Annotated in this window: 13 protein-coding genes and 1 pseudogene; 6 read left to right on the forward strand and 8 right to left on the reverse strand. The window is 34.4% G+C overall.

Annotation, left to right across the window (positions count from 1 at the left end; all coding sequences use genetic code 11):
* Window positions 1-758, reverse strand: a pseudogene (gene mazG, locus SAGCYANO_RS24510) (nucleoside triphosphate pyrophosphohydrolase); the annotation flags it as partial.
* A gap of 1,187 nt (window positions 759-1,945) precedes the next feature.
* Between mazG and SAGCYANO_RS24515 the strand changes: the two are divergent.
* Window positions 1,946-3,241 carry an ATP-binding protein gene (locus tag SAGCYANO_RS24515; RefSeq protein WP_307785966.1) on the forward strand — a complete coding sequence of 432 codons (1,296 nt, stop codon included), beginning with the start codon at window positions 1,946-1,948 and terminating at the stop codon, window positions 3,239-3,241.
* Window positions 3,242-3,865: 624 nt separating this feature from the next.
* Entirely contained in the window at window positions 3,866-4,687 is an 822-nt protein-coding gene (locus tag SAGCYANO_RS24520; protein ID WP_375339983.1) for a tetratricopeptide repeat protein, read from the forward strand.
* 222 nt (window positions 4,688-4,909) lie between these two features.
* Here the strand turns inward: SAGCYANO_RS24520 and SAGCYANO_RS24525 are convergent, their stop codons facing one another.
* Window positions 4,910-5,209: a hypothetical protein gene (locus tag SAGCYANO_RS24525; RefSeq protein WP_202222475.1), complete on the reverse strand. Its 300-nt coding sequence runs from the start codon at window positions 5,207-5,209 to the stop codon at window positions 4,910-4,912.
* 27 nt (window positions 5,210-5,236) lie between these two features.
* Complete coding sequence (locus SAGCYANO_RS24530; protein WP_202222476.1) at window positions 5,237-5,389, reverse strand: hypothetical protein; 153 nt, start codon at window positions 5,387-5,389, stop codon at window positions 5,237-5,239.
* A gap of 1,316 nt (window positions 5,390-6,705) precedes the next feature.
* Between SAGCYANO_RS24530 and SAGCYANO_RS24535 the strand changes: the two genes are divergently transcribed.
* Complete coding sequence (locus SAGCYANO_RS24535) at window positions 6,706-9,612, forward strand: AAA-like domain-containing protein (RefSeq protein WP_202222477.1); 2,907 nt, start codon at window positions 6,706-6,708, stop codon at window positions 9,610-9,612.
* A 1,216-nt stretch (window positions 9,613-10,828) separates the two neighbouring features.
* Window positions 10,829-11,506: a hypothetical protein gene (locus tag SAGCYANO_RS24540; protein ID WP_237396645.1), complete on the forward strand. Its 678-nt coding sequence runs from the start codon at window positions 10,829-10,831 to the stop codon at window positions 11,504-11,506.
* Between the two features lie 381 nt (window positions 11,507-11,887).
* Here the strand turns inward: SAGCYANO_RS24540 and SAGCYANO_RS24545 are convergent, their stop codons facing one another.
* The 4 genes from SAGCYANO_RS24545 to SAGCYANO_RS24560 all read right to left on the reverse strand — a co-directional run bounded on the left by SAGCYANO_RS24545 (window position 11,888) and on the right by SAGCYANO_RS24560 (window position 20,741).
* Window positions 11,888-16,075 (reverse strand): leucine-rich repeat domain-containing protein, encoded by a 4,188-nt coding sequence (locus tag SAGCYANO_RS24545; protein WP_202222479.1) that lies wholly within the window; start codon window positions 16,073-16,075, stop codon window positions 11,888-11,890.
* Window positions 16,076-16,730: 655 nt separating this feature from the next.
* Window positions 16,731-17,813, reverse strand: a complete 1,083-nt coding sequence (locus SAGCYANO_RS24550; RefSeq protein WP_202222480.1) for a bifunctional heptose 7-phosphate kinase/heptose 1-phosphate adenyltransferase — start codon at window positions 17,811-17,813, stop codon at window positions 16,731-16,733.
* A gap of 1,035 nt (window positions 17,814-18,848) precedes the next feature.
* Complete coding sequence (locus tag SAGCYANO_RS24555; RefSeq protein WP_202222481.1) at window positions 18,849-19,388, reverse strand: PleD family two-component system response regulator; 540 nt, start codon at window positions 19,386-19,388, stop codon at window positions 18,849-18,851.
* Window positions 19,389-19,484: 96 nt separating this feature from the next.
* A complete protein-coding gene (locus tag SAGCYANO_RS24560) occupies window positions 19,485-20,741 on the reverse strand; it encodes an RNA-guided endonuclease TnpB family protein (protein ID WP_202222482.1) in 1,257 nt (418 codons plus the stop codon).
* 208 nt (window positions 20,742-20,949) lie between these two features.
* Here SAGCYANO_RS24560 and lipA point away from each other — a divergent pair, with 208 nt between their 5' ends.
* On the forward strand, window positions 20,950-21,909 hold the full coding sequence (lipA, locus tag SAGCYANO_RS24565) for a lipoyl synthase (RefSeq protein ID WP_202222483.1): 960 nt from the start codon (window positions 20,950-20,952) through the stop codon (window positions 21,907-21,909).
* Between the two features lie 525 nt (window positions 21,910-22,434).
* Complete coding sequence (gene psaX / locus SAGCYANO_RS24570) at window positions 22,435-22,524, forward strand: photosystem I protein PsaX (RefSeq protein WP_202222484.1); 90 nt, start codon at window positions 22,435-22,437, stop codon at window positions 22,522-22,524.
* Window positions 22,525-23,144: 620 nt separating this feature from the next.
* Here psaX and SAGCYANO_RS24575 read toward each other — a convergent pair.
* Window positions 23,145-23,528, reverse strand: a complete 384-nt coding sequence (locus tag SAGCYANO_RS24575; protein WP_202222485.1) for a hypothetical protein — start codon at window positions 23,526-23,528, stop codon at window positions 23,145-23,147.
* Window positions 23,529-23,656 lie beyond the last annotated feature (128 nt).

The following is a 23,656-nucleotide window of genomic DNA, read 5'->3' on the forward strand; positions in this document are numbered from 1 at the left end:
CACATTTGTTCAAACTCTGCCAATGTATACTCAGAAAGAGGGCGGTTGCACATTGTTTCTACTAAAGCAAACCGTTTCAAAAATCGATGATTAGTTCCTTGTAAGCTTGTTCTGATTTAAATCATACCACCTTGCTAATTGCACCAAAACAAATAAAATATCTCCCATTTCTGCTTGTTGATGTTCCTTATCTTCAGATTTTAAAGCTTCTTCAAACTCCCCAACTTCTTCGTGGAATTTTTCCCAAACTCCTTCAATATTTTCCCATTCAAAACCAAGAGCAGCAGCTTTTTAGAAATTTTCATTGCTGCCATAAGTGGAGGTAACTGTCGAGCATATCGACTGAGTTTTGTACTAAATAAATCATTAGTTTCTCCTTTTTCTGCTGCTTTGATTTTTTCCCAATTTTGCTTAACTTCTTCTGTACTATTTACTTTCACATCTCCAAATACATGAGGATGTCTTCTAATCATTTTTTTATTAATATTTTGAGCAACTTCAGCTAAAGTAAAATCATTGGCTTCGCTAGCTATTTGTGCTTGCAAAACTACCTGTAATAATAAATCTCCTAATTCATCAATTACTGCTTCTTTATTTCCGCTTTTTATTGCATCAACTGCTTCATAAGCTTCTTCAATAATATAAGGAGTTAAAGTTTCTGGAGTTTGAGCTAAGTCCCAGGGACAACCACCATCTGGAGAACGTAATTTGGCTACTATTTCTATTAGTTCTTGCAACGCAGTTAATGTTGAATCCATACTAGATAATAAAATAGTTTAATTTTAAGATGAAATAAGTAAAATCCCAATTTATGTTCACCATATCATCTATAAAGCAGACTGCCAAACTCATTACTACAATATTTTTCCCTTACGGTAATTTTTTTGTTGTTAAGCAAAGGGAAAAAATAGTATTTATGGCTAATTAAGAGGATTTGATCTAGCCATTATCTTTTGATTTTAAATATTCTGGAAAAAGCCAGCCTGGTTCGAGAACTTAAAACTGTTTATTAGAAGTTTCGGATTTCTGACGAATCTTACGGGTGACTATTTGTATTTATGGCGTTGCACAGTGACAAATGATTTGAGATTTTTGATGAACAGGATTTTGGATTTGAGAATTGGTACAATGATTAATTAATGGTTTTTTTAGTCAAAATCTAAACCAATTTTTGCATTATCATTCCATAATGTGCAACCCCGTATTTATACTTAAGTAAGTAGGTAAGCTTATTGACATTTTCTCCACCATAAACGGACGGAGATTCCTACCGAACCTTAGTTCCTTAATGGAGTGAATCCATATATCTTAACTATAATCCTATGCATATTTACTGAATAATTAAGGTTTAAAGCCTCTCCTTTATAAGGATAAACAATGAATTGACTTTCCTTTTATTCAATCCTCTTCCTTTTAGGGAGAGGTAATTATCAATTATTGAAATATATTCAATTTATTAAAAAAATTGCTATCCTTACAGAATTGTATGTTATGGTTAGTTATAGATAAAAATCTTGAGTACTTTGTTCGATTTATTTACTTAAATTTAAGAATAATTACTGATTTACCTAAACTTACAGTAATAAATTTACCATACTGTATAACCGTGTAGATTACGATCTATACTAAGTGGCGTGCAATGAAATAATTAAACCTTTTTTTTATTAGCGATCGAGATTTAGACATATAGGCCACTTAATCTATCTGTGAGTTTTATATAAAACAAACAAATGTATTAAGAAATAAAATTAAGCAATTTTTATCAATTTTGATGATCTTCTGAGGATTGTGCTAGAAAGGTTAAAGATAGTAATGATAATATATATTCCAGATGTGCAAGCAAACTATCAGGAATATTTTAATAATTCGTATCTATTGATACAAAAACTCTAGGAATTCCCTTAATATGTTTGCTTTGTATGAGTCATATTCAGATTCATTTATTGTGCCTAATTTAGAGGTTAAAAGTCAATTTTTATCTTTAGAGTCAAGTATACAGGAACTACCTCTGCAAGACTTTCAAATTGCATCTAATTACCTTGGGAAAGATATTGCACCTGTGTTTGAAGCAAACCCTTTGTTGCCTGGTGTAATTTTGAGAGACCAGCAAGATAAATTAGTTGGTATGGTTTCCCGAAGATTATTTTTTGAAAAAATGGGAAGTCGCTATGGTATAGAGATGTTTTACAAGCGACCTATAGAAGCTTTATATCGTTTCTCTAAAATAGATATATCTATTCTTCCTGGTAATACTTTAATAGTAGAGGCAGCACAAAAATCTTTGCAGAGACGGCCAGAATTATTATACGAGCCAATTGTTGTAGAAATAGAAGCTAATGTTTATAGACTTTTAGATGTGCATCAGTTATTAGTAGCTCAGTCAAAAATTCACGAACTTACGAGTCATCTACTACAAAAACAAACTCAGGCAAAAACTATTCAAACTGAGAAAATGGCAAGCTTGGGAAGAATGGTTGCTGGGGTTGCCCATGAAATTAGAAATCCTGTTAACTGTATTTGGAATAATTTAATATTTCTCAATTCTTATATAGAAGAAATTACTAAGCTGTTATCTGCTTACGATGAAATATCAGAGCCATCCCCAATTATCGCTGGAATTAAAGAACAAATAGATTATGATTCTTTACAAGAAGAATTAGCTGAGACGACTCAAGGTATTAAATTGGGATCGGAACAACTGCTAAAAATTGTGAATAGTCTTCGTAATTTTTCTCACATGGATGAGTCTAAAAAGAAACAAGCATATATCCATGAATGTATAGATAGTAGCTTACTAATTTTAAATAATCGTCTGAAACATGGCATCAAAATTATTAAGAATTATTGTACAAATTTACCAACTATCAGTTGCTATTCTGGTCAACTTAGTCAAGTATTTATGAATATAATTAGTAATAGTATTGATGCACTTAATGAAAAATTAGCTGAACTGGACTTGTGTGATTGGCAACCTCAAATTGAAATTAGCACAGAAGTTATAGCTGGGAAAGATTCTGATTGGCTGACGATTAAAATAGCTGATAATGGACTTGGCATTCCTCTAGAAATACAAGACCGTATCTTTGAAAACTTTTTTACCACTAAACCTGTAGGTAAAGGGACGGGTATGGGTTTAGCAATTTGTTACCAAATTATTACTGAAAAACATAGTGGAAAGCTTAAACTAAATTCCTTACCTGGTGAGGGTACTGAATTTGAAATTATGATACCAATAGTTTAATTGAACACTGTTCATATCTCTAGAAAAGAAAAAATATAAACTAAGATACTCCTGACTAAAAAAATAGTAGAGAATTTTTACAAAAAGAATTGCTGAAAAGCCTGAAGCGGAAATATAGACGTATTATTTTTTTGTAGATATATTATTTCCAATAGACATCTCCAGAAATTAGATTTTCACCTATACGGAATAAGAGTTTCTGATTATTTTTCAGATATATTTAGTAGCAGTATGCTGCAAATTATAAAATTTTTGGCGTTGCTGAAATGTAATGGTAAGTAGCTGAAGGTAAAATTGAAGAACTTATGTTTTGCGTTGATACTTAATCTAAAAATCATTACCATTCAGCAACGCCGAAAATTGTGGGTATGCGCCTCCCCTTTATAAGGGGATAAAAAGCGGTCAAGAGATGGCGATCTTCGGAGCGGCTCTGATAAGAGCGGGTCTCCTCGCCATATCTAACCGACCAAGAGAAAGAGAATATTCCTTATCTCAAGCCTCCTTATTGCAGAGGTACTGATAACTGATAACTGATAACTGATAACTGAAATGACCGTGCCAAATCGAAAATTCTTAGTTTTTTTATTCATTACCCTTGGCCTATGGGGTACTACAGAGAAACCGATGCTGGGACAAGCATTAGTTCCTCACATACCACAGCTAAACTCAGCTCAATTAGAGCAAACAGGTTTAAGGTTAGCTGAGGAAGCTGTACAGTTAGCAAGATTTCAACAATTTGAACTAGCTTTATCAAGAGCTGAATTGGCCACTGAGTTAGCCCCGAATAGTCAACAGACCTGGGCACTATTAGGCAGTCTATACATTCAAGCTGAAGAGTTAGAAGAAGGTATTATTGCTTTAGAACAAGCTCAAGAACTCGATCCAAGTAATGCCGATCTTCGATTTGTTCTTGGTAGAGCTTACTTTCAAAAAGCTGATTATGGAGAAGCTATCAAGCAGTTAAGAGAAGGCTTGAAGTTTAAACCAGATAGTCCTGGTGCTTTGTTCGATTTAGGTAATGCTTATTACAAACGTGGTAAGTTTAAAAGAGCGATCGATCGATATGAAGAAGCTTATGAGTTAGAAAAAAATCTATGGCCTGCAATTAATAATATTGGTTTAGTTAAATACGAGATGGGAGATGTGGATGATGCGATCGCAAAATGGCGTGAAGCTATCTCTCTAGATAGTAAGGCAGCAGAACCACTTTTAGCGCTATCAGTAGCTCTCTACACTAGAGGGGATAAACAACAAGGTCTTGCTATGGGAGAAGAAGCTTTACGACTAGATAGCAGGTATGCAGATATTGACTATCTTGACCAAAATTTGTGGGGAAAACGTTTGCTGGAGGATGCAAAAAGGTTTCTGGCAACTCCGCGTATTCAAGAAACTTTAGCTCAAATAGAGGACTTACCACCTTTGTCTCCATCTCAGGTTTCTCCATAAGCTAGGGTCAGCTACAACATTGAGTTCAATTTTGTAGAAGTATCACATAATTCAAAGTAGCTAAAGTGTCTTCAGGGGAGGAGCTACGCTTTCAGGGTAAAATAGCCAGATGTCGTTTCTACAAAAGTTATACCGGGCGACTGTCGCTAACATGAGGAAACCTCCTCTCAATAGACATTTGATAGCTATTGCTGTTGATAATAGGCTGTAATATTTTCTCTGTCAAGATCGTATTGTTGGATCGTCACTAATTGTTTGATGTGATATGTCGGAAGAACTATCTGTTGGTGCATATCCTCTCTGTGCAAGCTGTTTTTGAAGTAAAAGCATTTCTTGTTTTCGTCTTTTGTCTAAATTTTTATCAGGTAATGAAGCCAGTAGATACAAAAAAGCGAAAGGTATATAAATGATTGAAACCAAAAACCATAATATACCAGAATATACTATTTTTCTAGCATTGTAGCCAGCTACAATGCTCCAGAAAATCGCAAATATTAAGTTGCGTATTTCATAGTTTTCCATATTAACTTCTATTTTAGAATAGCCTCATTATAAATTTTTTACCACAGTCATATATTCTTCTAGCTTATTTAGAAAAACCTTTGTTTTTTTGTTGAATAACGAACTTTTTGTAATAGTTTTTAGCCCATAAGGTGCTTGATAAGCATAAGGGGTTCCTAAAATTCGGAGGTGTAATACCATTTCTCAAAAAGAATGCTATGTATGATGGGGTGGGGACCCACCCTCGCCCCTCCCCCGACCGTGGAGGGGAAGTGTGGGAAGTGTGGGAGGTGGGGGGAGGGGTTAAAAGTAGGAAAAATCTATACTAACCGACTAATAATTTTCAAAAAAGACTTTGAATCTTGGTAAATATTTGACTGTTGAAGTATAACTGAAGTATAGCATTGCTTTTGGGAATATGTTTAATATAGTGATTCCAATTTGAAAAAATCAAGAGTTAATTCACTATTATGCTTGAGTAACAATTCTTCATAATTGAAATTGATAAAATAAAAACCATCTGGTTGTCTGATTAAACTTCCCAGAGTTTTTGCTTCTCTAAATTTTGCAAATCTGACAACTTCATTAGTATTTGTACCAACGTTATAGCAGTTTTCACAAAGGTAGACTACAGTAAAAATTATAGATATACCTAAAGTTTAATAAGTTGCAGAAATAGTTGTATTCTATGTTAATGAAAACCGCTATAACTTTTCCTTTGGGCACAATTATATATCTCTTTACTTCTTCTCCATTAGAGCCATGTTGAATAAGTAAGCCTGGAGATAATGAATCGTTTTTATTATGTTCAAATACAGAATAAAAAGAAGAACCTAACTTAACTCTTGCCCCTAAAACAAGTTGAGTTTTATCGTTGATAGATGCGAACAATAGAGGCTTTAAAATTTTTAAAGTAATCAGTTGTATTGTCAACCATTCGCTTCTTTAGACTTGTCCTGTTTCTACTTCAAAGTAATCTCATAGCTAACCTCACCACCTATAGAAGCTATTTGAATATCTTAAGTAAGAAGCTTAAAAACTGAATTTTCCGATAATTTTCCGATTGACTTTAATCATGCTATCCGGCGATCGCTATCATTATTTAACAATATTTTTATCTATTTCAAACCATCAATAATTTGTACAAAATGGAGATAAATTAGGTCGTTCATTAATGGATAATTGATAATGGATAATTGATAATTACCTCTGGTTAAAACCGTCCTTGATTGAATATAAGGAAATATTATTTCTTCTCTTGGTCGATTGGATATGGTTAGGAAACCCATCCATCCCATCCTAGGTCATGCTCCGCAAACGACCGCTTTTTTTTCCCTTAAAAGGGGAGGCTTTAATCCAGAATTATTTAATTATTAATTATTTAATTATTAATTATTAATTATTCGGTAAAACTAATCTAGTTACCAAAAAAATTCTCATACAAATTAAAGTTGCTATAATTGCTAAAATCTATAAATTACAACTTTTTATTTTTTTTCCTTCCGCCAAAATAAGCTATGACAAATTATCAATATCAAGTCGGTGGATGTTTACCAATTGATTCTCCCACCTATATTAAACGTCAAGCAGATGTAGAATTATATCGTGGATTAAAAGCAGGAGAATTTTGTTATGTTCTTAATTCTCGACAGATGGGTAAGTCTAGTTTGCGAATACAAACTATGGAAATTTTACAAACGGAAGGAATTATTTGTGCTGGTATCGATCTAAGTGCAATTGGTAATTTAGATATTACTCCTGAACAGTGGTATGCAAGTGTAATTGATAGTATTATTAGTAGTTTGGATTTATATGATCGCTTCGATTTAACAAGTTGGTGGTTTGAGCATAATAATTTATCTTATGGGCAGCGTTTTAGCAAGTTTATTCAATTGATTATTCTCAAGTTAATTCCTCAAAATATTATAATTTTTATCGATGAAATTGATAGTATTCTCAGTTTAAAATTTCGAGTAGATGATTTTTTTACGGTGATTCGTTCTTGTTACGATAAAAGGGGGCAAAATCGAGAATATAAACGCTTAACTTTTTCTTTTTTTGGTGTAGCTACTCCTGCTGATTTAATTCAAGATAAAGTTAGAAGTCCATTTAATATTGGTCGTGGAATTGAATTAACTGGTTTTAGTTTCAAAGAAGCTCAACCTTTAGTAACAGGATTAACTACAAAATCTACTAATCCTCAAGCAATATTACAAGCGATATTAAGTTGGACTGGAGGGCAACCTTTTCTGACTCAAAAATTGTGTCAACTTACCGTAAAATCTGATTCTTTTATTCCGAATAATAAGGAAAAAGAATGGGTAGAAGATTTTGTCAGAACCACGATAATAGATAATTGGGAAAGTCAGGATGAACCACAACATTTACGGACGATTCGCGACCGTATTTTATTAAGTAATCGATGCCAGAAGTTGTTATTACTATATCAAAAAATTTATCAGACAAAAGAAGTAAAGGTTAATCAGAGTTCTGAACAATTAGAATTAAGATTGACTGGATTAGTTGTGCAGCATCGAGGTAAGTTAAAAGTTTATAACCATATTTATGAAGCAATTTTTAATCGAAACTGGATTAATCATGTTTTGGCAGAAGCAGGAATAGTAAAAGATGGTAATTCTTTTCTGAATTCGGATGAAAATTTATCAATGAATCGACAGGAATATCGGAACTGCAAGATATTGTTGAACAAGGTAAAAAATTATTGGGTGAAAGGTGTTTTAGAGACTTCATTACACGGCAAAGTATTAATTGAACTAGGATTAGAAGAACGAAAAAATGCGGTAAATCGTCCTTGGGGTTTAGTTTGGCAAGATTTAGAAAGTCCGCAACAAGAATTACCGCCAGGTACTCGAATTATTGATAAATTTGACGAGTTAGGTTTAGGGATAACTTTATTGATTTTGGGTGAACCTGGTTCGGGAAAAACTACAACTTTATTAGAATTAGCGCGAGATTTAATTAATAGAACTGAAGCAGCTTTAACTCAGCCAATACCTGTTGTTTTTAACCTATCTTCTTGGAAAGGAAAAAAACAAGCGATCGCTGATTGGTTAGTTATAGAATTACATACTAAATATCAAGTTTCTCAACAGATTGGCAAAACTTGGATACAAGAACAAAGGTTAATTTTACTACTTGATGGTTTAGATGAAGTGAGCAGGGAAAAACGAGAAGATTGTGTGAATGCTTTGAATTATTTTTGTCAAGAATATGGGCAAACGGAAATAGTAGTTTGTAGTCGTATTCGTGACTATGAAGCTCTTTCAAGTAATTTGATATTTCAAGGAGCTATCTATTTACAGCCCTTAAGTTTAGAGCAAATTCAAGAATATTTAAAAAATGCAGGTTCAGAATTAGCAGCAGTAAGTAAGGCATTAGAATATGATGTGAAATTGCAAGAATTTGCCCGGTCTCCTCTAATTTTAAGTATTATGAGTTTGGCTTATCAAGGAATATCTATTGAAGAGTTACCTAGTCGCAGTAACGCTGAATTGAGAGAACATTTATTTAATGCTTATATTGACCGAATGTTTAAGCGTCGATCTGTTAGTGTTCTCTATTCTCAGGAGAAAGTAAAAAAATGGCTAAATTGGTTAGCAAAGCAAATGGTAAGAGAGTCAGAAACTGTGTTTTTAATTGAACGAATGCAACCCTATTGGTTACGAAATAAAATTTATAGTCTGGGTTATATTATTATTCTTTTGACGATAATATTCCTCTTATTGTGGAATCTATTCCATCAATTTTTAACTTGGTCAAAAATGCTTTTGCTTATAACATTTTGTATTGTATATTTTTGGCGTTTTTTTGGATTTAAAACTATTCAAACAGTAACCACTTTGAGATGGTTAGGAAAATATACTATCAACCGAGTAATTATTAGCATAACCGTAGGAATAATTTCTGGTATATTATTTATGATCGTATCAGAAACTATTTTCAAGTATAATTTAAAAATTCCTAATTACATCACTCATTCTATAGTTAGAGGAGCAATGGGTGGATTAAGCTTAGGACTAATTCTAGGAATAGTTCGTGGTATGACAGGTCCAGGAATAGAAGAAGTAACTGTTCCTAATCAAGGAATTTGGCAGTCAACTAAAAATGCTTTTATCTTTGGTTTAGTTGGTGCAATAGTAATGAGTTTAGCTGCTAAATTATTAGACTGGTACTTTATCGCTTGGGGTCAGTATGGGTTAATTTTCGGATTAGCTGTGGGAGGTGGGGAAGCTTGTGTAAAACATTTTATTTTACGAGTTATTTTGTATTTTAATAGTTATATTCCTTGGAATTATACTCGTTTTCTTGATTATGCAACTCAGTTAATTTTTCTACAGAAAGTAGGAGGAGGCTACATTTTTATTCATAGATTATTGTTAGAACATTTTGCCAGAATGCCATGAAGAAGGTTTTAGGTTTTAGGGGTTAGACGAAAATACTAAATTATCAAATCAGGAATTAAGATTCAATAAAACAGGGATTATGCAAATTTATCTTGAAAAGACTATATGTAGGGGCGAATGGCATTCGCCCTCACTGGATTTAGTGTCCGCGCGTAAGTTCTGAAAACATAGAATTCTAAATAGCAAAGCCTAAAAATATATTTGATAAAAAGATAATGTACAACATCAAAAATGGTATTAAATCTATTCCCGTGTGACTCCTGAATTCTGTTTGCGGAGCATTCCGTAGGAAATTCTCAGAAATACCCTAGTGCAAGATGGTGGAAATAACTAACCAGTTACAAAATCCTAAAACAATTACAAATCAAAAATGATTGACTTTTAACTTCCGCGTAGCGACACTAGCTATTTGTAGCAAACATTTATCAATTTAGTATTATACCAATTTGAAAAAAGAATGCCATATTTAAGTGACACTTCAATTATTAAGTAATTAGGGCTTGCTGATTAAATATCAAAGCACTGACAGATATTGGTAAGTGCCTTTTTTGGTCTAAAAAAGTGCGCCTGTTTCGGTCTAAAAAGCTCAAAAAGCTAGTATTTTGGGATGATTATGGCAGAACAATCTTGGGACAATTTTTACGACTACCTCCTCTATAATTTCCATTTCTCCTGTCTTCCCCTTCCCTCCTGGGAGGGGTTAGGGTGGGTTGGGAGGGGAGGGGCGAGGGGTGGGTTGTCTCCTGTCTCCAGTATAGCTGTCTCCTACCTCTACCACTCATACTTTCCATAAGCAAACCCTAATTAACACAGACTGAATATTTTTTTTTGATAATTATTAGCCAGTTATTGTTAATTATTCTTATTTTTACCGAAAAATTGTGGTTGAAAGCTTCCTCTTTTAAGAGGATAAAAAGAAAAATTTTCCTTTGAGTCAATCCTATCCGTTTTAAAGGAGAGGTAATTCTAAATTCTTAATTCTAAATTCTTGAACTCTTTCCTACTCCCCCGCTCAAGAAAATCTAGCAAACATTTATCAGTTTAGTATTATATCAAATTTGGTAGGAATTTTGAGATTTAATTCACAATACTGCAAGGCAAAAAAAAATCTGTAGCTAAAATTGCTATTCAGACAAAAAATTAGTTATTCTATAAAAAGTAAATTTATAGTAAAGACAGTAAGTTAACCATAATGCTGACACAAATAGTTCGTCCCATGGTTCGGACCCAGGTTCGGTTATTAGCAAACTGTCACTCAACCCGTCTAACATTAATTCATACAATTGCTAAATGGCTAGGTTTTTTGGGAGTGAAAGCAGAAGTAACCGAACTTAATGCTAGTCTAGACAAAAAAATAACTATTTCCTTAACTGTAGAAAAACCAGAATCTTGCGATCGCCAAGATTGGCAAAAAATTGTCGATGGTATTAATATAGAAAAATCTCAAAATAGTTCCCAAGAAATAACAGCAACCGAACCGATCCAAATAATGACAGCTAAACAACAAGGAAAACTGCAAAGGTTGATAGCTTATGTCATTCAAGTAGGGGAACCAAATCAGAAAATTAAATGGGAAGAAATATGTCCTAATTTACAACAATTGGGATTAGATGAAAATATGTTAGACGGAGTTCGCTCTGCTATTAGAGTACCTCAGTCTATCGATTTATTAGTTGAAGAATTAGAGCCAGATGTAGCAGCGATCGCTCTTCCTTTAGCGATTAATATTGCTCTGTTCGATCGTCAAGTAAACTCATCTGAAGATTATGCTTTAAATTCATTATTACAGGTAATGAAGCCACCTACAAAATCTACATATGTAGAGAAAAATATAGGGAAAAATTTTTTCAGGCATAGACTATATGGGCTAATAACTTCAGTTATTCCTAGATAATAAGTTAGTTATAGCAATATGGTTTGAGTTGTGAGATATTGGAGATTTTTAAGCAACAGGCAACAGGCAACAGGCAACAGGCAACAGAGAAGAAGAAAAAAACGAATATATATGAGTAAGATAACTGCTATACTCTATACTTTCAAGGAACATCTCAATTCTCACATCTGATTCCTGATTGCTATATCAATTCATTAATTGATAATTGATAATGGATAATTACCTCTGGTTAAGACCGTTATTGATTGAATATCAGAAAATATTATTTTTTTCCCTTAAAAGGGGAGGCTTTAAACCAGAATTATTTAATTATTAATTATTCGGTAAGCATTTCCTGTGGAATGCTTACATTTATTTTGAATTATTAGATTAATTTTCTATTCATGGAACTGGAATAATATCTTGAAATGGCATCCATTCTGGTAATCCATCTGGATATAACTGAGGATAAATAATCAGCAAAAGAATGCCAATAATAGAGGAAATTAAGATGAAAAGAATCTGCCCATTCTGCATCCAAGTCACGAAATCTAAAAATCCAAATTTTTTCGGTTCCTCCATTTTTTGCTGAGGAAAACTTACTGTTACTTTATCTCGGATATTACTCTCATCACCTAATATATTCCCCACAACATTTCCATTTTTATTTTCAATTTTACGGCTTTTGTCATTGACAAATTTTCCAGCTATAGTTTGACTGCCAATAACATCGTTATAATTATATTCTACTGAGCCAGTATAATTATTTATTGTATAGTTTGTAGAATCTTTAAGCTGTAAAAAACTACTACTCTGCTCTCTTTCTATTACATCATCAATTAAACTTGATACATTAACTGTATGATAGGGAGGTTTACCACATTCAGTGGTGTATTTGCCATGACTAATTCGTTCTTTTAATTCCTTAAAGTTGTAGAAATAAGGATTCTGATTATTATGACAAACCTCACAATTACAAGGAATTAATTTATTATATTTGAGTCGATTATTATAAGAACTATGAATTTTATCTAATTCGTGAGTCACAATAGTCATTAAATCCCGTTTTTGTTGCCCATAAATCCTAATTTTTATTTCTCTTTTACCGTAATATTCAATTACTTCTGCTCTGGCTCGATTTTTCTTGAGAATAACTCCACTTTTCCAAACATATTTTTGCTCCTCAATATCCTCGTGCATCGCTACAATAAACTGAGTAATTATTCCCTTGGGCATAAATTCGTAAGTGTAACGTAAAATCAAATTATTATTTTCATCCCAGTTATATTCCGGTTGATTTTCTGTTAGAAGTTGAGGCGCAATATAGGTTTGAGAAGTACCAATTTTATAGCATAGTTGAAAATTAATCATTAATTGCACTAACTCATCGTGCATATTGGCATATTTTGATTCTTGCCAGATATTGATTAAATCATCTTTGGTAAATTTGCCAAAATTATCGCGAACTTTAGGATTATCTAGAACTTTATAAATTGCCGTTGTTCCCCATTTAGGTTTGAGAATAACTGTTTTATTTAACAAGGGGTCATCTTGAAAATGTAGACAAACTCCTAAGTCATGTAAATAGCCACTTAATTGCAATTTATCCCCTCGTTTCTTAAAGCCATTCTCTTCACAAATGGATAAATATTCTTCTAGACTAATATAGTTCCGGGAATCTGTTTCTAATACTTCACGGACTTTTTTCCAAGTCTTAGGAAGAGGGCTACCAATATGAGGTAAATTACTGATGTAATGTTGGATTTCTGTTCTAATTTCTTCTAATCCTCGGTTAGTTGCCAGATTCGTAGCTAAGATTTGTTTGATATTAGAAAATTGACCTTGCAATGCTCGTTGATTAATTTCCCGTTTCCGTTCTTGTTTCTCATTTTTGACAATTAATAAAGGGCTATTATTACTCAACAATTCTGCTATACTCAGCCAATAATAAAAGTCTGTATCTTCTTTACGGGTATCAGCCACAAGGATATATAGTGAGCGTTTGGTCAGAAAAAATTGATGGGTGGAATGATAAATTTCTTGTCCGCCAAAATCCCAAATATTCATCTGAAATTTATGTTGATTTGCTGTCTGAAAATTCCACTGATGAACTTCAATTCCTTTGGTTGTATCTTCATCTTGTAGTTGATAGTCTGGATTTTGAATTTTATTAGCTAGAGTAGTTTTACCAGCTCCGGGTTCTCCAATAATTAGTAATTTTGCTTCATAGAGATAATCTGTTTCTTTGTATTCTATTTGTAGAAAATATTTTCTAATTGCTTCTATCCCTTTTTCAGCAATTTCTATTGGTGGAGTTTCGAGGGGATTATTACTTAGATCGAGTACAGTTAAATTGGTGAGTTTAGTGATGGATTCCGGGATAGTTGTTAATTGATTATTGCCTAAATAAAGCTCAGTTAAATTGGTAAGCTTATTTATGGATTCCGGGATAGTTTTTAATAGACTACTTTTGAAAGCAAACCGAGTTAAATTGGCAAGTTTAGTGATGGATTCCGGGATAGTTTTTAATTGATTGTCACTTAAATCAATCCCAGCTAAATTGCTGAGTTTACTGATTGATTCCGGAATGGTTGTTAATTGATTATTGCCTAAATGAAGCTCAGTTAACTTGGTGAGTTGACTGATGGATTCCGGGATACTTGTTAATTGATTATTAGTTAAACTAAGCAGAGTTAAGTTGGTAAGCTTATTTATGGATTCCGGGATAGTTTTTAATTGATTATTACCTAAATAAAGCTCAGTTAAATTTTTGAGTTTACTGATGGATTCCGGGATACTTGTTAATTGATTATCATTTAAACCAAGACCAGTTAAATTTTTGAGTTTACTGATGGATTCTGGGATGCTTATTAATTGATTATTACCTAAATTAAGCCCTGTTAAATTGGTAAGTTTACTGATTGATTCCGGGATGCTTATTAATTGATTATCACCTAAATTAAGCATAGTTAAATTAGTTAGCTTGGACATAAAGTCTGGGGTAGTTTTTAATTGATTGCTACTTAAATTAAGCGCAATTAAATTAGTTATTTTAGTGATCGATTCCGGAACATTTTTTAATTGATTATCACCTAAATTAAGCATAGTTAAATTATTGAGTCTAGTGATTGACTCCGCGATTGTTATTAATTGGTTACTATCTAAACCAAGCGCAATTAAATTGGTAAGTTTACTGATGGATTCTGGGACATTTTTGAGTTTATTTTTACTTAAATTAAGTGAAATTAAATTAGTGAATTTAGTGATTGATTCTGGGATGCTTGTTAATTGGTTACCATCTAAATCAAGCTCAGTTAAATTTATGAGTTTAGTGATTGATTCTGGGATAGTTTTTAATTGATTATTACTTAAACCAAGTTTAGTTAAATTGGTAAGTTTACTGATTGAATCTGGAACATTTTTTAATTGGTTATCACCTAAATCAAGTATAGTTAAATTGCTAGGTTTAGTGATTTCCGGAATGGTTATTAATTGATTATTGCCCAAATAAAGCTCGGTTAAATTGGTGAGTTTACTGATTGAATCTGGGATAAATTTTAATTGATTATTACTTAAACCAAGCTTAGTTAAATTTGTGAGTTGACCGATTGATTCCGGAAGGGTTATCAATTGATTATTACCTATATCAAGCAGAGTCAAATTGGTAAGTTTAGTGATTGATTCCGGAAGGGTTGTCAATTGATTACCATTTGAAGCAAACACATTTAAATTGGTGAATTTACTAATGGATTCTGGAATGCTTATTAATTGATTATATCTTAAATTAAGCTCAGTTAAATTGGTGAGTTGACCGATTGATTCCGGAATGGTTGTCAATTGATTACTACTTAAATTAAGGAGATTTAAATTGGTGAGTTGACTGATTAATTCCGGAATTGTTATTAATTGATTATCATTTAAACCAAGCTGAGTTAAATTGGTAAGTTTACTAATTGATTCCGGAATGCTTGTTAATTGATTATCATTTAAAACAAGCTCAGTTAAATTTTTGAGTTGACTAATGGATTCCGGAATAGCTTTTAATTGATTACTACTTAAATAAAGCTCAGTTAAATTTGTGAGTTTACCAATTGATTCTGGAATTGTTTTTAATTGATTATTGCTTAAACCAAGTTTAGTTAAACTGGTGAGGTTACTGATGGATTCTGGGATTGTTGTTAATTGATTTTTGATTAAGTTAAGCCAAGTTAAACTAGTGAGTTGACTGATGGATTCCGGGATAGTTGTTAATTGATTGCTATATAAAGCAAGCTTACTTAAATGGGTAAGTTGACTGATGGATTCTGGGATGCTTGTTAATTGATTATCATCTAAATTAAGCCCAGTTAAATTAGTGAGTTTAGTGATATATTCCGGGATGCTTGTTAATTGATTATTACTTAAAATTAATACTTCTAGTTGCTCTAACTCCCAAACCTCACTAGGAATTTCAGTTAATTTTTCATCATCTGTGCTAGAAGAATTACTACTTAAATCTAACCTCTTAAGTTTGTTGTCTTTAGCTTCTTGTATTCTTTCTCGAAAACGTCGTGGTATCTGATTCTGCTTATTTGTTTTAGGAGAAGTCATAGCTCAATAAAATAATTTTTATAATCACCATAATACCTACAAAGACAAAAATTGATTCTCCGCAAGCATCAAAACTTTCTTACTTCAACCTAATCCACAAAAAATTATGATAGATAACCACCCCATCCTTTAGCTAGAAATTTTCTCAGTATTTCAGTAGTGTGCTAAAATACCATTTTAGTAAAAATCATATAATAGTAAATATATTAAAAAACTAAGACGTTGTAGTTTTCAGTACCTGATTTCTAGAGGCACCAATAATCGCTCTGCACAGTTTTAGCTGTGGAGCGTCCAGTAGAACCCGTCCCTACTATTGCTATTGCCACATTTTAGGCGTGTCATGCCACTAGATGGAAAAACTAAGACGTTATAGTTTTGAGTGCCAGATTTTCCATCACCACAATAGAAAAACTAAGACGTTATAGTTTTGAGTGCCAGATTTTCCATCACCACAATAGAAAAACTAAGACGTTATAGTTTTCAGTGCCAGATTTCTAGAGTGCGGGGGCGGGTTTACCAGGTCTTGGGTAAAACCATTAACTTAACGCGGAACCCGCCCCTACTGCACCATTTTAGGCGTGTCACGCTACTCCCCCACTCCCCTACTCCCCTACTCCCCTACTCCCCGCTCCCCCGCTCCCCTACTCGTTAAACTCTAACTAACCAATGCTTGCAAAGCCTCTCTAAGCTCATCCACCGTTGTAGTTGCAGTACCAAATATACGCACTACAAGACTAGCAGCCAAATTTCCTAAAACAGCCGCCTCCCAACTAGAAGCACCCATACTCAAAGCCAAAGTCAAAGCAGCAACAACCGTATCACCAGCACCAGTAACATCAAAAACATCTGTCCGGTTAAAAGCTGGAATATGCCAACAATAAATCGGAATATCGCCAGTACCAGAAAAAATAAAAGAAGGTGAAGGAGAATTAGAACTATTTACGCGATCGAACAAACTCATCCCCTCCTCACCACGAGTAATCAAAATTTGCTCTGCATCCGTTAACCTCAAGAGGTCAGATCCTGCCTGATATAAAGTCTCAGAATTAGTAATAGCATATCCAACTGCTTTCTCCGCTTCAGGAAGATTAGGAGTAAACAGAGTTGCACCCTTGTAACGTTGTAAATTTTTCTGAGTATCCACAATAGTTCTTTGTGGATGAGATATAGCCGCTTCTATCACAGGAGCAGTCAAAACACCATCCCCATAGTCAGAGCAAATTACAGCATCCACCGTAGCAACTTGTTGTTGAATATACCCTGCTAATTGCAACTGCAAATCAACTTCTGGCAGATCATCAGATTTTCGATCTACCCTAACAATTTGTTGAGTTACAGACTGACGAGCATGACCAGAAATTCTAGTTTTAGTTACCGTCGGGCGATTTGGATCGACTAAAATTCCAGTAGTATCAACTCTAGCTGCTTCAAAAATACGACGCAGTGCTTTACCTTGCTCATCCTTTCCCAACAAACCTACAACCTTAACTTGAGCGCCCAACTTAGCAAAATTATAAACCGCATTAGCTCCCCCACCAGGTACTTGCTCCGTAGTTTCGTGACGCAGAATTAATACTGGTGCTTCACGAGAAATGCGCTCTACCTGACCAGTCATAAATTCATCCAGGGTTAAATCTCCCACCACTAAAACCTCAACCTGAGAAAAACCTGCGAGTAAATCAAATAGTCTAGGTGTAGCAGCTTTTAGTTGAGTAAGAAATTCTGAATCTAATACCATAATTTGTTTTTCTTTGAATCAAGGAGTTATATCATCTCCGGTTGAACAGTTATAGCGCTGTGCGCAGGCAACAGGGAACAGGGGGAATAAATTGCCGATAATATAAGACTTTTAGCTATTTGGTCTCTCCTGCAATTTGTAAATATACCAGCGCTCATTGCTATATAAAATAAATAACAACGGAGGAGTAAGGAGTCAGGATAGAAGAAAGAAGAGCAGGAGAAGAAGGAGAAAGTTTTTTTGTAATCGCATAATCAATAACCAATAGATATCTCCGGAAATTAAAAATAAAATCAATTGTGATCCACAAATTAAATTGCCAATTATTTCTCCCTGTTCCCTGTTCCCTATTCCCTGTTCCCTCTTTTCTAGAGATGTCTAATATTTAGGGCTTGCTGATTAATTCTCAAAGTATTGACAGATAAAGGTTTTAGCGTTTTAGAGTTGAAAAAAGTACCAGCTTTTCGGTGGAAAGAGCTGCATAAAGCTAGTATTTTGGGATGATTATGGCAGAAAAATTGAGAGACAATTCTTACCGAATTATTAATTATTAATTATTAATCATTAAATGATTCTGGTTTAAAGCCTCCCCTTTTCAGGGGAAAAAAAAGAAATAATATCTCCTTAGATTCAATCAAGAGCGGTTTTAATCAGAGGTAATTATCAATTATCCATTATCAATTATCAATTAATGAATCCTACCTCCTTGCTCATTCCCCGTTCTTCCTCTCTCCTACAAAGAGCAAAAAGACTTTATGAGCGCAAACCCTATTTAGGGCTTGCTGATTAATTCTAAAAGTATTGACAGATAAAGGTTGAGCGCATTTTTTAGTCAAAAAAAGTCCAAGCTTAATGGTTGTAATGGTTAAAAAAATTAGCATTTTAGGTAAAAGTTGCGCAGAATAACTCCTTGATTCTTCTTCCTCCTACCTCCTCTATAATTCCCATTTCTCCTGTCTCCTGTCTCCAGTATAGCTGTCTCCTACCCTTACCCATAAGACTTTTTCAGCAAACCCTATTTAATAACTAATTTCACTACTTCAATTTTTGCTTGACAATAGTCACAAGTTGAGCCATTTGTTTTTTCAATGCAGCAATTTCACCTTGCATTTTCTTAACTTGAGCTTCCAACGCTTGAATATCGCCAGAACCTCCACCCGCAGCAGGAACTTCCATTTGCTCGCTTGGGCGTTTTTTGGCCAAATCAAAGGCAGACTTAATAGCCGCAGTTAGTTCTTTTTTCTCAAAAGGTTTTTCTAGAAAAGCAAAAAAATGTTTCTCAAAAGGTTCAGGAATTTTATCTGTCACCTCTTCTTTACGACCTGACATTAATACCAATGGAATCTTCTTTAGTTGAGTTTGGGATTGAATTTTTTGGAACACCTCCCAACCAGTAACCTTTGGTAGTAAAAAGTCCAACATAATCAAATTCGGACGTTCCTTAATAATAAATTTCAGTCCCTCTTGGCCGTCCTTTGCCTCAATAACATTAAAGTTTCCTTGGGGAAGCATTTCTTTGACTCTTACCCTAATAACTTTACTATCATCAATAACTAAAATTTTGTGTCCTGCCACGACTAGCTCCTCCAGTTATCAGTTAGTTTTTTCAAATTAATCTTATCTATATTCTGGCGATCGGCCATAAAGATCGCTAAATCAAGGCTTCTACATCTATTTGTTGTGACATACTCCCACACCCTCGCTGACGCGCATTGTGTGGGCTTCTCGTTTCGCAGCCCCGGTATCCCGTCGGGCTCCACGAGCTTTAAAGACGGAATGTCCTACCGCCCTATTTTTTATATTTATCGCTGCATTCCAGTCGCGGTCTATGACAATACCACAATGCGGACAACAATGAGTTCGTATGTTTAATTCTTTATGGACTTTTTCCCCACAATTTGAGCAATCTTGGCTGGTATTTTTAGGGTTCACTCCTATAGTTTTCTGTCCAGCATTTCCAGCTTTGACAGTCAAAATAGACAGAAATTGACTCCATCCAGCATCGTTAATTGATTTACTCAAACGGGTCTTTGTTAGCCCTTTAATGTTTAAGTTTTCATGGGCGATAACTTCTGCTTTTGATAACAATTCATTGGCTGTTTTGAAATGAAAGTCTTTACGTCGATCGGCTACTTTTTTATGTTGTTTAGCAACAGCTAAAAGAGCTTTTAACCATCTTTTGCTTCCTTTCTTTTTACGGGATAAACGTTTTTGTAGTGTCTTTAATCGCTGCTGGGATTTTCGGTAGTATTGAGGTATGGGGATAGACTCTCCTTCACTTGTTACTAAGAATTCTTTCAGCCCCATATCGATTAAGAGAGTGTTTTTTAATGTTGGTTCAACTTGAGTTGTTAAAGCTGGAACTGATTTGTCTTCTAGGGATAAAGTTAGATAATAACCATCTGCTTTACGACTAATTGTTACTGTTTTAATTTGAAAACCTTCCGGTATTGGTCGATGTTGAATAAACTTGATTTTGCCGATTTTGGGCAAGTTGATTTTGTTTCCTTCTATGCAGTCTTGCTTGATTTGAGGATAAGTAAAACTACGATAACGACCTTTTCCTTTAAATCTTGGTTTTCCTAATTTATGTCCAGTTTTTTCTGTTTTCAACCATCTATCGAAGGCAAGTTTTACTCGTTTTATGCAATCCTGTAAAATCTGAGAGTGAATTAGCTTGTATTCCGGAAATTTGTCTTTGGTATTGACTAAATCTTTTTTTTGAGAGTAATAATCTGGATGGTCTCTTAGTTGAGGAATTGGCATTACCAAGGGGCAAGCGTTAACCGGACAACGGTTTTCTGACCACCACGAGAACCGCTCGCCTAACCTATAGTTGTACTGCCGACGCAACAATTCCAACCACAATTCTATTGTGGCTAACTGTTCTTTATTTGGCCTTAATTTATATTGGTAGGCAGTGCGCATGGTGGAAAATTTCCGGGGTGATAGCAAGATAATAATACAAGTTTTTCAACTAGGGCGAAAGCTTCTGGTGGGATGGTTGCAAATTGAATGGGCATCGAACCTATTCAATTGGCCGCCGATTCATCCGCCAAATGAAAGATTATGGCGTGAGGCTCAAGGGCGATTCAGCTAATATAAAAGGGCACGAAGTTGTTATTTTTAATTTTTTATGGCTACAAAAAATGGTAAATCAATATCGACTCAGGTCAACACTGCTGAGATGAAAGCCCAAATTCAGAGTATGCCAAAATGGCTGCGTCCTTCTTTGGGAAAAGCTAGTGATATTTCTACTGTACAGAAAATTATAAAGCAGCGTCAGCTCCATACTATCTGTGAAGAAGGTCGCTGTCCTAACCGAGGCGAATGTTATGCTCAGAAGACAGCTACTTTTTTATTGATGGGTCCTACCTGTACACGGTCTTGTGCTTTTTGTCAAGTGGATAAGGGTCATGCTCCGATGCCCTTAGACCCCGAGGAACCACAAAAAGTAGCTGAAGCTGTGGAATTGTTAGGTTTGGAGTATGTGGTATTGACTTCTGTTGCTAGAGATGATTTGCCAGATGGCGGTGCTACTTGGTTTGTCGCAACAATGACAGCTATTAGACAACGGAACCGAGAAACTAAAATTGAGGTTTTGACTGCTGATTTTTGGGGTGGTCAAGATGGACTTGGGGTTGAGAAGTTATCTGTTTCTCTAGCTGAAAGGCAAAAGCAACGGATAAAGATAGTTATAGATGCTGAACCTGCTTGCTATAACCATAATATTGAAACAGTACGACGATTACAAGGCCCTGTGCGTCGTGGGGCAAAATATGAGCGATCGCTTGATGTGTTACGGATTGTTAAGGAGTTAAACTCTAATATTCCTACTAAGTCGGGGCTAATGTTGGGACATGGAGAAACTAGAACTGAAATAATCGAGGCCATGGCAGATTTGAGAAAAGTAGGATGCGATCGCATTACTTTAGGCCAATATATGCGACCTTCTCTAGCCCATTTGCCCGTACAAAAATATTGGACACCAGAAGAATTTGAGGAGCTTGGAGCGATCGCTCAACAAATGGGCTTTTCTCATGTGCGTTCTGGCCCTCTAGTGCGTAGTTCTTATCATGCTGGAGAAAGTGTTTAACCCACCTTCGGCACCACAAAATGTAGTATGGAAGAAGGAGTCAGGAGTCAGGAGACAGGAGACAGAATTTTAGAAGAAAATCATACCTGCCGTGATTGAGTAATCATAAGAGGAAGTATTTATGCGTAAATTTTTACTCGGAATTTGATGAACTAAAAAAGTAATTGAGATGATTTACATAGTATAAATACTTACCAAACTACAGATTTATATACTACTTTTAATAATACGCTCTTGAAGTGCGTATGGGTGGGCAAGAAGTTAAAAGAGAACAAATAATTTCCTATTCTTTAAATGTTTATATAATATTGAATCAATTGTATGATAGGATTTTCTTGATCCCAAAAAAAAGGCGGTAGGTCTAATCGTCTCTGTCTGCGGAGGGTTAAGTGGTTGCACTCTCTGTGTTCGCGCAGGGTTGCGCCAGCAAAACAGAAAGCCCTATCTGTGAGGTTGGGAAGCCCACATCATAATTTTTAATTTGATGTAGGAGAACGTCACTATAAAAATGGAGAATAAATTTAGATGAAATATTCTTTTCGTGCAAGTTGGGCTTTATTACTATTGGCTATCAACTTGGTTGTTGCGGGCTACTATTTCGGTATTATCCAGTAGTCTTCAGGCTTTTATTTAATAAATCTGTGCCACTCTTGGGATACTCTATTCTTGAGAGTGGCGCTTTAATCAAGTCAAAAGTTAGAAGTTAGAAGTTAGGTAAGCATTTCCTAGGTCATGCTGCGCAAACAGCTATTAGCAGTCAGCTATCAGCAATTCGTAATTATTCATTCCTTTTGAGGTTTAGGAAAGAGACTTTAATAGTAACTTTTATTCTGTTTCAATTTCTCAATTATTTTACCTTCTCCAAAATTAATAGCTAATAGCTAATAGCTAACGGCTAAATGCTTACGAAGTTAGAAGTTATTTTTGTAACGGGGATTTTGAGCAATTCTCCAAAAATATTTAGCCTTAAAATGCGGGGTTGCGCGACCCAATTATTTTGATAAAGATATATCTACGATATAGAGATAAAAAGTTAATTCTGTGATTTTTTCCTAATAATCAACCTCAAAAACAGTATTAAACTGAAATATATTAAATATTATCGCTACTTAATAATTCAGATTTACCTCCTAAATATTTTTATGTTGGTTCCACTTGTAAGATAACTCTGACTACTTTCAAGACCTACTAATTTCTCTTCAAAAAGTACATCCTAAAAATCAAAAATCATAACTTTATCCACAAGATTTATCTCGCCACTCAATCTCTAATAAACTTAATAACCTTTCATCTCCTTTAGCCTTAGCTATTAAACGTCGCCATTGTAATATATTGCATATATTTGTTGTATTTACCTGAGCTATCTTTTTTGGCTCAACCTGTTTCTCTTTTACTATTTGAGCAACATTAATAGTTTGTTTTTCCTGAGCTAACTCATCATCTCTAGGACAACAAAGCTTTTTAGAAGGATTCTGAGGTATGGGAATATGTTTAACGTAAGGATAAGTCCATCCTTGGCCTCTATGTTGTCCCCTGTATTCCTCCACTGCTTCCCCCATCATCATATTAATAGTGGGAAGCTCTTGTCGATTACACTGATAGTCATTATTTAGCTTCATATCATCATACTCCTTACTCAAAAAACTTTTTATTTCTGTATTTATTTTTACATTTTACTCAAAAATATTCTAATTTTTGACAAAAGTTTACTAAATGTTGCTAGAAAATCTGGGCTAGGGTAGGAGAC

The organism is Okeania sp. KiyG1 (assembly GCF_014132355.1).
Classification (GTDB): Bacteria; Cyanobacteriota; Cyanobacteriia; order Cyanobacteriales; family Microcoleaceae; genus Okeania.

Bases quoted from the DNA above. Each gene is read 5' to 3' on its own strand.
- SAGCYANO_RS24525 (WP_202222475.1), bottom strand. From the start codon at position 5,209: ATGGAAAACTATGAAATACGCAACTTAATATTTGCGATTTTCTGGAGC.
- SAGCYANO_RS24520 (WP_375339983.1), top strand. From the start codon at position 3,866: ATGCTGGGACAAGCATTAGTTCCTCACATACCACAGCTAAACTCAGCT.
- SAGCYANO_RS24550 (WP_202222480.1), bottom strand. From the start codon at position 17,813: ATGGTATTAGATTCAGAATTTCTTACTCAACTAAAAGCTGCTACACCT.
- psaX (WP_202222484.1), top strand. From the start codon at position 22,435: ATGAAATATTCTTTTCGTGCAAGTTGGGCTTTATTACTATTGGCTATC.
- SAGCYANO_RS24560 (WP_202222482.1), bottom strand. From the start codon at position 20,741: ATGCGCACTGCCTACCAATATAAATTAAGGCCAAATAAAGAACAGTTA.
- SAGCYANO_RS24575 (WP_202222485.1), bottom strand. From the start codon at position 23,528: ATGAAGCTAAATAATGACTATCAGTGTAATCGACAAGAGCTTCCCACT.
- SAGCYANO_RS24535 (WP_202222477.1), top strand. From the start codon at position 6,706: ATGACAAATTATCAATATCAAGTCGGTGGATGTTTACCAATTGATTCT.
- SAGCYANO_RS24545 (WP_202222479.1), bottom strand. From the start codon at position 16,075: ATGACTTCTCCTAAAACAAATAAGCAGAATCAGATACCACGACGTTTT.
- SAGCYANO_RS24540 (WP_237396645.1), top strand. From the start codon at position 10,829: ATGGTTCGGACCCAGGTTCGGTTATTAGCAAACTGTCACTCAACCCGT.
- SAGCYANO_RS24530 (WP_202222476.1), bottom strand. From the start codon at position 5,389: ATGGTATTACACCTCCGAATTTTAGGAACCCCTTATGCTTATCAAGCA.
- lipA (WP_202222483.1), top strand. From the start codon at position 20,950: ATGGCTACAAAAAATGGTAAATCAATATCGACTCAGGTCAACACTGCT.